At 49.1% G+C, this 13,338-nt stretch carries 13 protein-coding genes, 1 tRNA gene and 1 riboswitch; of the genes, 6 read left to right on the top strand and 8 right to left on the bottom strand.

Annotated features, from left to right (window positions below; translation table 11 throughout):
* The first annotated feature begins 40 nt into the window (after positions 1 to 40).
* Positions 41 to 652 carry an FTR1 family protein gene (locus tag NZD86_RS23235; RefSeq protein ID WP_268043579.1) on the top strand — a complete coding sequence of 204 codons (612 nt, stop codon included), beginning with the start codon at positions 41 to 43 and terminating at the stop codon, positions 650 to 652.
* 124 nt (positions 653 to 776) lie between these two features.
* Here NZD86_RS23235 and bioB read toward each other — a convergent pair whose 3' ends face one another.
* From bioB to NZD86_RS23220, 3 genes are all read right to left on the bottom strand, one after another.
* Positions 777 to 1,685, bottom strand: coding sequence for a biotin synthase BioB (gene bioB, locus NZD86_RS23230; protein WP_326492598.1), 909 nt, complete (start codon positions 1,683 to 1,685; stop codon positions 777 to 779).
* Between the two features lie 45 nt (positions 1,686 to 1,730).
* Positions 1,731 to 2,948 (bottom strand): IS110 family RNA-guided transposase, encoded by a 1,218-nt coding sequence (locus NZD86_RS23225; RefSeq protein WP_268042741.1) that lies wholly within the window; start codon positions 2,946 to 2,948, stop codon positions 1,731 to 1,733.
* A gap of 490 nt (positions 2,949 to 3,438) precedes the next feature.
* Positions 3,439 to 3,618 carry a hypothetical protein gene (locus tag NZD86_RS23220; RefSeq protein ID WP_268043580.1) on the bottom strand — a complete coding sequence of 60 codons (180 nt, stop codon included), beginning with the start codon at positions 3,616 to 3,618 and terminating at the stop codon, positions 3,439 to 3,441.
* A 289-nt stretch (positions 3,619 to 3,907) separates the two neighbouring features.
* Between NZD86_RS23220 and NZD86_RS23215 the strand changes: the two genes are divergently transcribed.
* From NZD86_RS23215 to NZD86_RS23195, 5 genes are all read left to right on the top strand, one after another.
* Positions 3,908 to 3,982 (top strand) — tRNA-Asn (locus tag NZD86_RS23215).
* Positions 3,983 to 4,238: 256 nt separating this feature from the next.
* On the top strand, positions 4,239 to 5,063 hold the full coding sequence (locus tag NZD86_RS23210; RefSeq protein WP_268043581.1) for a helix-turn-helix transcriptional regulator: 825 nt from the start codon (positions 4,239 to 4,241) through the stop codon (positions 5,061 to 5,063).
* A 201-nt stretch (positions 5,064 to 5,264) separates the two neighbouring features.
* Positions 5,265 to 5,747 (top strand): DinB family protein, encoded by a 483-nt coding sequence (locus NZD86_RS23205; RefSeq protein WP_268043582.1) that lies wholly within the window; start codon positions 5,265 to 5,267, stop codon positions 5,745 to 5,747.
* A 15-nt stretch (positions 5,748 to 5,762) separates the two neighbouring features.
* A complete protein-coding gene (locus NZD86_RS23200; RefSeq protein ID WP_268043583.1) occupies positions 5,763 to 6,266 on the top strand; it encodes a DinB family protein in 504 nt (167 codons plus the stop codon).
* A gap of 291 nt (positions 6,267 to 6,557) precedes the next feature.
* Positions 6,558 to 7,091 (top strand): methylated-DNA--[protein]-cysteine S-methyltransferase, encoded by a 534-nt coding sequence (locus tag NZD86_RS23195; protein ID WP_268043584.1) that lies wholly within the window; start codon positions 6,558 to 6,560, stop codon positions 7,089 to 7,091.
* A 67-nt stretch (positions 7,092 to 7,158) separates the two neighbouring features.
* On the opposite strand, the gene NZD86_RS23190 is transcribed toward NZD86_RS23195, so the two are convergent.
* From NZD86_RS23190 to NZD86_RS23170, 5 genes are all read right to left on the bottom strand, one after another.
* Entirely contained in the window at positions 7,159 to 8,094 is a 936-nt protein-coding gene (locus NZD86_RS23190) for an ABC transporter substrate-binding protein (RefSeq protein WP_268043585.1), read from the bottom strand.
* 15 nt (positions 8,095 to 8,109) lie between these two features.
* Positions 8,110 to 9,141, bottom strand: coding sequence for a ribonucleotide-diphosphate reductase subunit beta (locus tag NZD86_RS23185; protein ID WP_268047113.1), 1,032 nt, complete (start codon positions 9,139 to 9,141; stop codon positions 8,110 to 8,112).
* Between the two features lie 48 nt (positions 9,142 to 9,189).
* Positions 9,190 to 11,472: a ribonucleoside-diphosphate reductase subunit alpha gene (locus NZD86_RS23180; protein WP_268043587.1), complete on the bottom strand. Its 2,283-nt coding sequence runs from the start codon at positions 11,470 to 11,472 to the stop codon at positions 9,190 to 9,192.
* Positions 11,473 to 11,627: 155 nt separating this feature from the next.
* Positions 11,628 to 11,820, bottom strand: a riboswitch (cobalamin riboswitch).
* Positions 11,821 to 11,980: 160 nt separating this feature from the next.
* Complete coding sequence (locus NZD86_RS23175) at positions 11,981 to 12,733, bottom strand: hypothetical protein (protein WP_268043588.1); 753 nt, start codon at positions 12,731 to 12,733, stop codon at positions 11,981 to 11,983.
* A 66-nt stretch (positions 12,734 to 12,799) separates the two neighbouring features.
* Entirely contained in the window at positions 12,800 to 13,330 is a 531-nt protein-coding gene (locus NZD86_RS23170) for a hypothetical protein (RefSeq protein WP_268043589.1), read from the bottom strand.
* Positions 13,331 to 13,338: the final 8 nt, after the last annotated feature.

Here is a 13,338-nt window from a genome sequence, read left to right as displayed (position 1 = left end):
GCTGTCAATTCAAGCAGCCACTGGCCTGCTTGCCATTATCGTGTTGTTGGTGGTGATGAACTGGTTCTTTCATCGAATTTACTGGACCGGCTGGATTTCCATGCACAACCGTAAAAAACGCGAAATCATTGATACGTTGGAGTCACCAGCTGATCAGACTGGTTTGGATACTGCGAAGTCGATAGCGTATAAAGGGCTCGTTGTTCTTGGATTCACATCCGTATACCGAGAGGGATTCGAAGTCGTCCTATTTTTACAGAGCACTCGGATGCAATTGGGATCGGGTGTGGTTGTAACTGGAGCCGCAATTGGGTTGGTGTTGACACTCCTGGTCGCTGTCCTTGCTTTCATTGCACATAGGCGGCTTCCGTACAAAAAGATGCTCGTTCTCACTGGTGTTATGTTAGGTATGGTTCTCCTGGTCATGGTGGGAGAACAAATTCAAGAGATGCAGTTGGCTGGTTGGATGCCGACCACCACGATCCCGGTTCACATTCCCGATTGGATGGGGCTATGGTTCTGCCTGTTCAACAACGTTCAATCTATTGTCGCGCAAATCGTTGCAGCCTTGTTCGTAGTCGGTTCCTACTTTGGTGCCCAATATGTACGCGTTTGGAAACCGCGGCGAAGACAGTCAGCAAAGACAGCGTGATCCGCTCCCGTTTGAGACGTATACCTGCGGGCCGACATTCTGGTCACCACCCCAGAATGTCGGCCTGTTCGTTACCCAACTGTGCGAAACAACACATGTGCACGCCGATGGCGCCCCCTGCGCATCACAATGCACACGCTTCAATTTCAAATCCGAGGTCCTGAATCATCTGCCAGTCCGCGTCGGGCAGTTGACCAGCCGTTGTCAAATAGTCTCCGACAAAAATGGAATTTGCCGCATACAAACCAAGTGGCTGGAGTGAACCAAGGTTGACCTCGCGTCCGCCCGCGATGCGAATTTCTTTCGTTGGATTGACAAAGCGCATCATATCCAGGATTTTCAAGCACGTATTTGGCGTTAACTCTCTATGTCCGGCAAGAGGCGTGTCATCGATGGGATTCAAAAAATTGCAGGGGATTGAATCCGCATCGAGTTTCTTCAGAGAGAATGCCATGTCAACACGGCCTTCGTCCGTCTCGCCCATACCAAAAATAACTCCTGAGCAAGGAGACATACCAGCGCATTTCACTCGCTCTATGGTTTCCACTCGATCATCGTACGTGTGCGTTGTACAAATACGCTCATAGTTTTCCTGACTTGTGTTCAAATTGTGATTGTAGCGATGGACACCCGCTTCTGTGAGTACTTTAGCGTGCTCTGGAGTCAGAAAGCCTAGGCAACAGCAAATTTTCAAACTACTCGTTTTACGAATTTCCTTTACAGCGTCCGCAACCTGTTCAATCTCGCGGTTAGACGGCCTCCTGCCGGACATGACAATACAATACGTGCCGGCCATGCGCCGTTGTGCTTCCTCTGCCCCAGCTAGAATGGTCTCTTTACTGAGAAGAGGATACTTGTCTATCGGTGCTTCTGAGACGATAGATTGCGAACAATACGAACAGTTCTCCGGACATAACCCCGATTTCGCGTTCAAAATCATGTTCAATTTAACTCGTCGACCAAAATACTTCTTTCTATCCTGAAAATAATTGAGCGATGACCAGGGTAAAACGACATACTGAAATAAGCCCACCACAAGATGGGTTTTAAAAGGAACTCTGTGATGTCTGGAGATCATTTATGCAACAGGTTTTACGGTGACCTCCAACCCGAGTGATTGCAACTTCCGGATCGCCTGCTTTACGACTGCGTCTTTCTTGCGTGCTTCGTAATATGTTGGGCCGAGTTCAATATAAGGCTGACGTCGCTGTAACACGTAATACACGATGGTTAAGATGCTGTGGGCCACTGCAACTGCTGCACGGTTTTTGCCTCTTCGAGCTGCAATTCGATGGTACTGGGCAGAGAGATAAGTCTGCTTCGTTCTCGCCGCTGCGCGTGCTGCTTCCACCAGCGCTGCTCTGAGTTTTTGATTCCCTTTGCGTGTTTTCCCCGACTTTCGTTTCCCGGCGCTTTCATTGTTCCCTGGAGCCAGTCCTGCCCAAGAGCATAAATGGGCAGCAGACGGAAATTGGGTCATGTCTGTCCCAATTTCAGCCAGAATTTGTTCTGCTGTTCGTCGACCGACACCGGGGATGGTGTCCACTAGCTCCAGGTCTTCTTCAAAAGGGAGCATGCGCTCCTTGACTTCTTCATCCAGCCGGGCAATCTCTTCATCCAAGTAATCGATGTGACGTAATTGGGCTGCCAGCATCATTCGTTGGTGGGAGCCCATAAGCCCATTCAGTGCCTTGTGCAAATCGGCCTTCTTCGCCTTCATCCGGCCTTTGGCTAACCCTGACAATACCTCCGGGTCTTCTTCTCCGTGGATCATTGCTTCCAACATCGCCCGCCCAGATTTGCCAAGTGTATTGCTGGCCACTGCAGAAAGCTTGATGTTGGCACCTTCCAACACCTTTTGAACCCGATTCACCTCTCTTGCCCGCTCGTCAATGAGACTTCGGCGGTAGCGAATGAGTTCTCGTAGTTCCCGTTGTTCACGGTTGGGGATGTAACTGGCTTGCAACAGCCCGTGGCGGAGCAATCCGGCGATCCATTCGGCATCCTTCACATCGGTCTTACGGCCCGGAACGTTCTTCATGTGCTTGGCGTTCACCACAAGCACTTGACAGTCCGCCGACTCCAGAAGGTTGTAGATTGGCTTCCAGAATGAAGCTGTGCTTTCCATAGCAACATGCGTGCATTCATGTTGTCCTAACCAGTCAACCATCTCCAGGAGATCCTCCGTCATCGTGGAGAACGTGCGAATCTCCTTGGCCTCCGGCGTCAGCACACAGGCGACCACCGTCTTCTTGTGCACATCGAGGCCGCAACAACGTTCGTATACGACATCCATGCCAATCCTTCCTGATGGACTGGTAATATTGAAGGGCTGGTGCAACGACCATAACGGATCATTCTATCCTGCGTGCTTCTCCGAGGAGGAGAGCGACATTCTGTGGTGCACCTGGTCGTCGTAGTCAGTCTAATCAGCGGGCTCGAGGCACCAAGGAGTGACGACCTGCCTTCGCCAGCCACCAAAAAATCATTCAACACAAAGGCATTTTCATCCTTCTGCTGGTGCCGCCCCGGCGGCATGGGAGTCTAATAGTAAATGCCCCGTGTAGCAGTTCAAGTATGTTCTCGTCGGACTCCCGTAACATCGACATCGCATCGTCTCTAGTGACTTCATATCCTTCACAAACTTTGTCGGCCAAATCGGCCCAATCCCGAATCGCAGCGATTTGAGACACATGGATCCCTCCTATATTGTTAACCAACATTATATCACTGGTTAACAATCCGGGAGGCTCAAAAAACCACGGATAGTCTTACAGAGATCCACCTTAAAAACAGTTATTCTCACACGACGATGTATACCCAGCCCATTCATGTAATGAAATGTGGGCTTTTCCGCCACAGTCCGGGCATTGAAAAGTAGCTTCGATTTGGTTCTCATCTGTCATCGTGGCTAGGGCCCGTTCTTCCGCCTCAACAATGAGACGTGAACGTTCTTCCGGAGTCATCTCCCCACCTCCATCCGCTTTCAGTCGAACCAGTACCATACATATTCATGTCCGATAGATAATACCTTCCCTAATCACAATGAAAAAATTCACAATTGATAGGTATTGCTCGATCTCCGAGTCATGTAATAACTGTAAGACCATCTCTTTAAGCATTGGACGATCCGTCAAATTTAGCGTATGGGAAATTGTCACAACTTGCAAAATGCCGGAATTGATCTATGATAAGAGAAAGAGGCAGTTGCAGTATCTCCTTTCTTCCTCTTCTGAATTCAATGTCCATACATATTCCTCGATAGCTCAGCGGTAGAGCATCCGGCTGTTAACCGGAGGGTCGTAGGTTCGAATCCTACTCGGGGAGCCAATCTTACTTCCCACTTTCGCTAATGCTTGTTCCTTTTTTACCGTGACAACTTCAGGTCTGAATAGCTGTCATATCGTCGAATCTCGTTTAAAACGTCCAACTTTCCCCATCCACCGTAGGCAGTAGGCGTATCATGATCAAATAGGGAGATCCCGGACTCTGAATTTTCCCGTCAAAATTTAATAGACTTGCACCTATCCGCAACTGGTCGGGCTATGCTTGTTCCAAAGCAACACAGTTGTCAGGGGGCGATGGCATGGCTAAATCCGATTGTATGTTGGCAATTGTATGGCTTCTACGATCACGAGGCCGTATGACAGCGAAGGAGCTAGCGGAAACCCTCGAAAGTAGCGTGCGCTCTGTCTATCGGTACGTTGACTCTCTATGTGCAAGTGGTGTGCCTATCGAAGCGGAATCAGGACGTGAAGGTGGGTACCGGTTACCAATCTCTTATGAAAGCGCGCCCCTGTTCTTTACTGCGGAAGAAAGAACTGCGTTAGCACATTCCGCTGTGTTCGCGCAAAAGGCTGGATACCCATTTACCGCCGAACTGACTGGCGCCCTTCGTAAAATCGAGTACTACAGTACGCCAGCACAACTGGAAGACGTAGCTCTTCACTCAAATGGCCTGCACGTGATGGCCACCGTAGACCATAGTACCTACAAAAATACACTTGCTGACTTGGAGCGAGCGATAGCGAACGGTATAACCGTGCAAATCACATACCGTAAAGCAAAGGGACAGACCCATGTTGTGCGAGAAGTTGATCCGTACGGTCTCGTACACTGGCGGGATCGCTGGTACGTCGTTGGATACTGCCACCTTCGTGTTGAGGTTCGGAATTTTCGCGTGGATCGTATCAGTGAATATTTCGAAACGTCCTTCAACTTCACACGCCCCGAAGGTTTTTCGGCGTCCGATTTCTTCGCCGCCAAGCAAATCAATGCGACGACAACCGCGGATAAACTCGACCGTGTGTTACCCTGGTGGGCGACAACGATGCCATCGATGATCTGTCAAAACATTGGTTCATGGGTCCACGTTTGGTGTCGCAATCATCGAATGAAGCACTGTTTTTAGTAGAGGACGAAGCACTCTTCTCATATCTCCCCCACCTTCTTCTTCCATTCGGACGATCCGTGCGAATCATTGAACCATTATCCCTGAAACGGCGCATGGTCGAGTTGCTCTTGGAACTAGTTGACCATTTTGGCGATGTTCACTGACCGTAGCTGTCAGTGAACACATGTTATCGTTTGAGGAGAAGGAGGCGAGTGGCTCATGGAATTTGACTGGAAGACGTGGTTTATCGATGTATGGGAGGACAACCGGCGTCTGACGAACAACGTGGCCCGTACACTTGTGGCAGCCGAGGCGATGGACAAGGTACTTGTTGAAGGTATGCGACCGTTTCGAGAGCTACTGCTGGAAATCTTGGGTATGGAGCGATGGAATGTCCGCGGTTTGGCCTACGACCAGTGGGAATATGAAGCTCCACCGGAAGTCTTGCGTACCGCTCCTGTCGCCGAAGTATTGGATTATGGCACGATTGTTCGTGAAGAGACGAGACAATTGTGGCCAAACATTCCCTTCGCCGAATTCGTCAAAATGCGGCCGTCTCCCGCACCGTTTGTTCCAGAGGGCACCGCAATTGAGCGGCTGACGTACACGCTGGAGAACGAGATTCACCATCGTGGGCAAGGATACGTCTATGTGCGTTTGCTGGGGCAAGAGCCTCCGGCGTTTTTCATGCGCCAAGAGTGATATGGAGGAGACTTCGTGGGCGACACAATTGAGTTGTATCAGTATCATGTGTGGGCTAATGAGTCAGTGTTCAAACACCTCAGTAACCTTCCCAAAGATGTATACCGGAAACCCGTACAGAGCGTATTTCCAACTATCGGTGACACACTCGCGCATATATACATCGTGGATAACGTATGGCTGACGGCTATGTCTGGTGCCATGGAGAACTTCTCTTCATTGTTGCCCAGTTGGCAAGAAGAGGTCAAAGATGCTACGTTCGAAAGATTTTACGAAATATTTTCAAAGCTAGCTAGCCGGTACGAGTTATTCCTGACAGGCGAAACGGATTTAGATGCCATCGCAGAGTACTCACACCCCACTTACGGGACATTGCGGGCAAGATATAAGGATATCGTTCAGCACGTAGTCAACCACGGTACGTACCATCGCGGAAACATATCGGCCATTCTTCGGCAGCTTGGATACACGGGCGCTTCAACAGACTATGTGTTTTATTTGTATGACTTAAATCGGTAAGGTAACGATGCAGTTATGTGTACCTTCACGCTTTCTGATTTTGGACCCAGTTTGCGCGCAGCGCTGGGTCCAAACGCGATACAATGTACTTCCCCACGTAGCGACTCTACTTTTATTAACATGACCAATGAATTAGTCACCCCCGAATGTCTTACTTTCGTAATCTTGCCTTGTCATTCTGTCCCCCTTACGTCGATCCAACGGACCAGATATACTAAAAAAGCCCAGGAGGTGCGCCATCAAGTTATCGTTTAACTGGGAAGTGTGATCAGTTGAGTAGAGGTGAACAATGTGAATGAAGCGACGAAGGTGTACTGGGGTTCACTCACCCATAACGGATGGACGATATACGCGGCCTCAACCACCCAAGGACTATGTTGTGTAACCTTCCCAAATCAGACCTTTGTCGATCTGTCCGGTTTTGTCTCAAGCCGTTTTCCAAACGCTAATCTTGAACAAAACGAGCACCTTCTAGCTCCGTACATGGTAGAGCTAGAGGAATACTTGGAGGGACACCGAACCTATTTTTCGATCCCGCTGGATTTACACGGAACCTCTTTTCAACAGTCGGTGTGGAACGAGCTATTAAACATCCCCCACGGCCAGACTGCAACATATTCAAGTATCGCTACATCTATCGGACGTCCGTCAGCAGTACGTGCAGTTGGGACGGCAATTGGAAAAAACCCAATCGCATTTATCGTGCCGTGCCACCGAGTGGTCGGCAAAGATGGATCGCTCACTGGCTACCGTGGAGGACTCGACGTCAAATCGGCGCTGCTAAAATTAGAAGGTATGGAAGTCTCGGAAAAGGGCTGCCCATAGCCGAACAGCCCTTTCGCTCGCATAATGGCGGGAGATTCCGGAACACTAGGTTCCTCAGCTAATACGATTATCTTGAAGTGCCTATGGAGGTTGGGAGTAAGTTTGCAAGACTCGAGACTTTATGTCGTAGGCTCTCTGGAAGTTCAAATATGTCTGGATGAAACAAAGATGCTAAAACCTCGACACCGTCGATAACGGTCGATGCGCTCGGTTGTGTAAACATATCCGCGTCAGCAACATAAACGCGATCGTGAATGACTGCCTGGAGATCGTTCCAGCCGGACTGTGTCATCTGGGACACTTCTTGCGCAGCTCTGGCGACATCAAATCCACAAGGCGCAATGACCAGAACCTCCGGATTATACTGAACAACTTTTTCCCAACTTGTCACGACAGAATACCCAGATGGATTCGACAGCATATCAACGCCGCCAGCGATGGAAATTTGATACGGAATCCAGTGGCCGCAGTTATAGACAGGATTCATCCACTCCATTACCATCACCCGGCGCAAGGGAGCGCCATGTGACCGAAGGACATCGATTACCCGGGCAATCCGCTCCTTCAGCCCCGCCACATAGGCTCTTCCCGTATCCGCTTGACCCAGTGCTTCCGCAACGCTTAACGCATTGTCGAGAATATCTTCCAAATTCCTGGGAACGAGAGGGATGACAGTGGGAAACCGAGTCAATGAACCCAAGGCACGCTCTACATAGGACGTACCGATCTGACATACATCACACACATGTTGTGTAAAGGCAACATCCGGCTGAATGGACTGCAGCAGTTCCATATCAACATAGTAGGGCGACTTGTCGGCGGCTGCATACTCACTTACGACGCGATCGATCTCGGCCGACGTATAGTGGTTCCCCTCCAGAATCGAATGAACGATCTTCGGCCTGTCGGATACGCATTCAAATGTAACGCCCGACAGATGTTCCTCAAGGCCCATGTCGTAAATCATTCTTGTTGCTGCGGGTACAAATGAACATGCTTTCACCTTGTCGTCCCCCTCTTACAACTCATCCCACTTTAAATTCGCCGATTTCGTGTAGTTGGTCACCTTTTGCTCAAAGAAGTCTGTCTTCGTCGAATTCATTGCGGCAATCTGGTCGACCCAACGCATCGGATGTTCCTGTACGTCCGGATAGAGCGGCGCCATGTCCAATGACTTCAAACGAAGGTTGGCCAAGTATTTGATGTATTGGTCAATCAGGTCATTTGTCAAGCCGGAAATGTGTCCGTCGGTCACGTATTGACCCCATTCGATTTCATGTTCCACTGCTTGTTTCATCATGGCTCGGAGTTCCTCAATTAGGCCCGGCGTCACAAGATGCGGATTTTCCCGAGCGATCTCGTCAAAAATATGCCGAAACAGTGCCAGGTGAGTCAGTTCATCTCGCTGAATGTACTTGATTTCGGATACAGTCCCCAGCATTTTCCCCTGTCTTCCCAATGCAAAGAAGAAGCTAAACCCGGAGTAAAAATACACGCCTTCGAGAATAAAATTCGCCATCACCGTCCTAACCAAGTTCTCGTCGCTGGGATCTTGAATGAACTGTTCATACCTGTCCGTAATGAATTGATTCCGCTCCAATAGATGTTTGTCGTTGCGCCACTCATTGTAGATGCTGTCGCGAATATCAGCGCTGACGACGGAATCCAGAATGTAGCCATAGGACTGTGAGTGAACCGCTTCCTGAAAGGCATGTACGGTTAAACACAAGTTCACTTCCGGTGCCGTGATGTATTCATTGATATTCGGCAGGTTGTGTGTCTGAATACTGTCGAGAAAAATGAGAAACGAGATAATCTTATTAAAGCTTTGTTTTTCGTGTTCGGTTAACGTGGCATACTGACGAGCATCATCCCCGAGTGCAATCTCCTCCGGAATCCAAAAATTCCCCATCATGGCTCGATACATGCGATAAGCCCACTCGTACTTGACGTTGTTTAACTCCAGCAGGTTGGTGGTGTTGCCGCCGATGATGCGGCGCTTTCCCCAGTCCCGCTCTCCCACTTCATTAAATAGTTTTGTTCGTTTCAACTGCACAATGTCCATCTCCCTATATAAATATGCCTGCTCCCGATCACGTTAGGACGAACAAGCCACACAGTCCTCCACTTCGACTGACTGACTGCGAACGTAATAAACGGTCTTGAGCACATTCTTCCACGCCTGAACATAAAGGTTTAGAAAGTCACGAACGTGTATGTCAGGGGTGATGTACAGGTTAAATGACTGTGATTGATCGATGTGCCGTTGGCGAACGGCACAAGCACGGATGCTCCATATTTGATCAATCGTGTGCGCCTCTTTGTAATACCAAAATGTTTGCTCATTTAAATTCGGTGCGGTTTGAGGAATGACCCCATTCTTCTTCTCCTCGAGAAAAAATCGCGAAAACACTGGATCAATCCCCGCTGTGCTTCCGGCTATCAAGCTCGTGCTGCTGGTGGGCGCAATCGCGAACAGGTATGCATTGCGAATCCCGTGCTCTTGAACTTCTCTGCGCAGCCAATCCCAGTCAGGGCCACCTTCGCGGCTACGGTAGTTACGATGATCAAAATAGTCCCCCGTATGCCAATCTGAGCCCTCGAATAACGGGTATGGCCCCTTTTCCTTGGCCAGCTCCATCGATGCCTTGATGGCGAAGTAATTGATCCACTCAAACAACTCATCGATATGGTGCAAGTGTTCCTCCGACTCCCACACAATCCCCCGTTGAGCCAAATACTGATGATATCCACTGACGCCGAGTCCGATTGCCCGGTACTTGCGGTTCGTGATTTCAGCCTGCTTCACCGGATAAAAATTCAGATCAATGACATTGTCCATACTGCGAATTTGGGCGGAAACAATACGTTCGATTTGCTCTCTCGAATGACACCTTCCGATATTCAGAGACGACAGGTTACACACGACAAAATCCCCGGGTTCATACCGAACAACGATAGTCCCATCGTCAGATGACTCTTCTGTGAGCCGCAGCGGACTCATATTCTGCATAATTTCCGTACAAAGATTGCTGCAGTAGATCATGCCAGCATGCTTGTTTGGATTGAGCCGGTTCGCCGTATCACGAAAGAAAATAAATGGCGTCCCGGTCTCGAATGCAGATTGCATAATTCGCTTCATGATATCGATAGCCGGAACTTCAACTCGATCCAAACGGGAATGATCGATACACGCTTGATATCGCTTTTCGAACTCGTCGCCCCACGAATCCTCCAAGCGAAACCCCATCTCCCGTTCAACTTCGTACGGGCAAAACAAGTACCACATGTCACGGCTCTCTACCCGACGCATAAACTCGTCCGGTATACAGACACCGGGAAATATGTCGTGGGCTTTTAGTCGTTCGTCACCATTGTTCGTCCGCAACTGCAAGAAATCGTGAATGTCCTTGTGCCAGACATCGAGATAAATAGCCACTGCCCCACTCCGTACGCCCAACTGATTGCAACTGACGGCCGTGTTGTTGTAATTCTTCACCCAGGGAATGACTCCACCGCTTGCACCTTTATGGTTTCGAATCGCAGAACCTCGCGCGCGAATCTTTCCCACATAAATCCCCATGCCTCCGCCAAACTTTGACACGCGAGCGAATGCTTTGTCCGTTTCATAAATACTGACGAGATCGTCCTGCGGCATATCAATGAAACAGGAACTCAACTGATGAAATGGCTTGCGCGCGTTGCTGAGTGTAGGTGTGGCCACGGTAGCCTCAAGTTTACAGAGGACATCGTAAAACTGTTTCGCCCTCGTGAGCCTATCGGATTCGTTCATGGCTAAGTGCATAGCAACACCCATGAACAGCTCTTGTGGCAACTCGAGAATCTCCTGCCCCTGCCCCTTGATCACGTATCGATCCATGAGCTGCTTCAGCCCAACATAATTGAACAATAAGTCCCTTTTCGGTTGTATGTACATGCCCAATTCATCGATCTCGTCTCTTGAATATGTCGCCCGTATGTAGCCTCCGTATCGCCCCATCTCCTCCAACTTGACAATGAGGGGGTAAAACTCACCATACCCATTGATAGAAACATACCCACGATTCCGTCCAGCCTCTTTATAGCATTCAGCCAACAGCAATCGCGCAGCGACGAACTGCCAATTTGGCTGTTCCACCGATGTCTTCTCAACCGCAACTTGAATCAGCGTCCTCATCAATTCCCCCGAGGACAAGCCATCTTGCAAGTAGCCAGACAGGTTCAGCTCCAGATCAGATGGACTACATCCTTCCAAACCTTCACATGCTCGAACAATGGTGCGACGGACTTTCGTGAAGTCAAACGGTACAGGACTTCCTGATCTCTTGTACAGTGTGCGGATCTTGTCCAACGTCGGCATTTGTACATCGATTGTGCTCATACTTGTTTCCTCCCGCCATAAACACAAATAAAAAACACCCCATCCCGACGAGGAACGGAGTGCTGTCAGCTACGACTTGCCATGCGGATTAAAAAACATGTATTTCACAAATCCGACAATCGCATCCAAAGCCCTGCCCAATCCCTCGTGGGAGTCTTACAAGTACAAACCTGGCAGGTCTCCGGACTTGGATTCATCTGCAAAAACTAGCCTTCCCCGAATCATCGAGTGGCCGGTGACAAGCACCAACAGCTTCGCATCATTCCTTACCGTGGCGAGGACCGCTCCAGAATTTCACTGGATTCCTTTTCACCCACATGCGTGGGCACCTGGTTTGCATATCAATTTGTATCATGAATATACCACTACATATTGTGTCTAGCAAATAAAATCACCGCGAAGAAACACCACATCCATAAGTAAGGCCCGTGGGCCGTACCACGAGCCTATATCATGTAGCGGTTTTCCGACTTCCTGCACGCGCAACTTTCTACATCAGCTCGCCTTCCTAACGAGCTTTGCGAGCATACTTGGAAGAATCCGACGACTTGTATCGACGACCAGTACTCTTATGCCTATCTTCGGATTGTCGATTCTTTCGATCCGAAGATGACCTTGGGATGTAAAGCAAGAGGCTTGAATCATTCTTTTCGGATGAATTCCTCTTGGAATCATGCCGCTGTTTGTCTTTGCTGCTTGAACGGTTTTTCGAGCTGAACTCAAGGACCTGTGACTCCTCCCCAGAAGCTTTCTGTTCTGCAACTTCGGAGTCATTCTCGGACTTGTCGGAATGGCTACTCGTTTGTTCTGACTTTGACGAATCCGTCGAGTCGGAGCTTGAATTCGTACCTTCGCTCTTCGAAACAGGTTCCGAAAAACTCGTGATGTGACGAATACGATAGTGCACCATATGCTTCATATCAAGTAGCATGCTAATGTAGCGATCGTCAATTTCACTCAAAATACCGGTTTTAGCCAGTGCGTCACTGTCAACTTTGACGACTTTATTATGCATGGATTCCAAGAGCTCCTGGAAGGTATCCGGGCCATCCAGGCCTGGCCCTTGAGGCATCGCCAGTTCTGTGTGATCCGTGATCACCGATTTTATTTTTCGATATGGCACGTGTCTGACTTCGTAATCAGCCGTCATGAGTGACAAATAGTCACTGCCCAGATATGAAAGTACACCCGTGTGTTGCAGACCATGTTTGTTTTCCAGCAAGATGTGGGTACCAACCATGGGACGGAGTAGTTCTCGCATGTTCTCACCCTCCCTGTAGAGAGACAAGTGTTTGGCACCAGCTACAGCGTCAATCACTCGCTACAATTATCTTGATTCCTTCTTGTCTTTTCCTCGACCGGACTTGTTTTCACCCTTGTCGTCATCCTTGTTGTTTCCTTTGTCATTCTGTCCCTCGATTTCGTAAATTCTCGAGACGGAACGAATATGGTAGAGAGGATAGTGAACAAACTCCTTCATATCGTGAACAAGCGTGATGGAATCGTGACCAACTTTCATCAGCACACCTTTTATAGCGTTCGGTCCACCGTGGTTTACTTGAATTAAACAATGTTTCATCCGTTTGAGTAGGTCGTGAAAAGTCTCTGCCTCGATTACTGGAATCTCAGAGTAGTAGTCTCTCTCATCTTCTTCTCGCTCGGATTTGATCACAGGAGTGACCGGTTCACTTACAGTCTTAATGTGGTGCATCACACAGTACAAGACCCCATGTTGTTCGGTTCTCAATACCAAGTAATCCCGACCCATTCCTTCCAACGCGCCAACTACCTTGTCGGGCCCACCACGCTCTAGTTGAACTGTACGTCCAATTGAACCTTCCAGAAACTCAAAAGACATTTCGTTAG

Origin of the sequence: Alicyclobacillus dauci (assembly GCF_026651605.1) — a bacterium.
Lineage (GTDB): Bacteria > Bacillota > Bacilli > Alicyclobacillales > Alicyclobacillaceae > Alicyclobacillus > Alicyclobacillus dauci.
The sequence above is the reverse complement of the archived record's forward strand: the minus strand, read 5'-3'. Positions and strand labels throughout refer to the sequence as shown.

What these genes read in the sequence shown, in the direction of transcription:
- NZD86_RS23225 (WP_268042741.1), bottom strand. Translation starts at nt 2,948, where the DNA reads ATGGATGTCGTATACGAACGTTGTTGCGGCCTCGATGTGCACAAGAAG.
- NZD86_RS23220 (WP_268043580.1), bottom strand. Translation starts at nt 3,618, where the DNA reads ATGACTCCGGAAGAACGTTCACGTCTCATTGTTGAGGCGGAAGAACGG.
- NZD86_RS23210 (WP_268043581.1), top strand. Translation starts at nt 4,239, where the DNA reads ATGGCTAAATCCGATTGTATGTTGGCAATTGTATGGCTTCTACGATCA.
- NZD86_RS23205 (WP_268043582.1), top strand. Translation starts at nt 5,265, where the DNA reads ATGGAATTTGACTGGAAGACGTGGTTTATCGATGTATGGGAGGACAAC.
- NZD86_RS23180 (WP_268043587.1), bottom strand. Translation starts at nt 11,472, where the DNA reads ATGAGCACAATCGATGTACAAATGCCGACGTTGGACAAGATCCGCACA.
- NZD86_RS23175 (WP_268043588.1), bottom strand. Translation starts at nt 12,733, where the DNA reads ATGCGAGAACTACTCCGTCCCATGGTTGGTACCCACATCTTGCTGGAA.
- NZD86_RS23170 (WP_268043589.1), bottom strand. Translation starts at nt 13,330, where the DNA reads ATGTCTTTTGAGTTTCTGGAAGGTTCAATTGGACGTACAGTTCAACTA.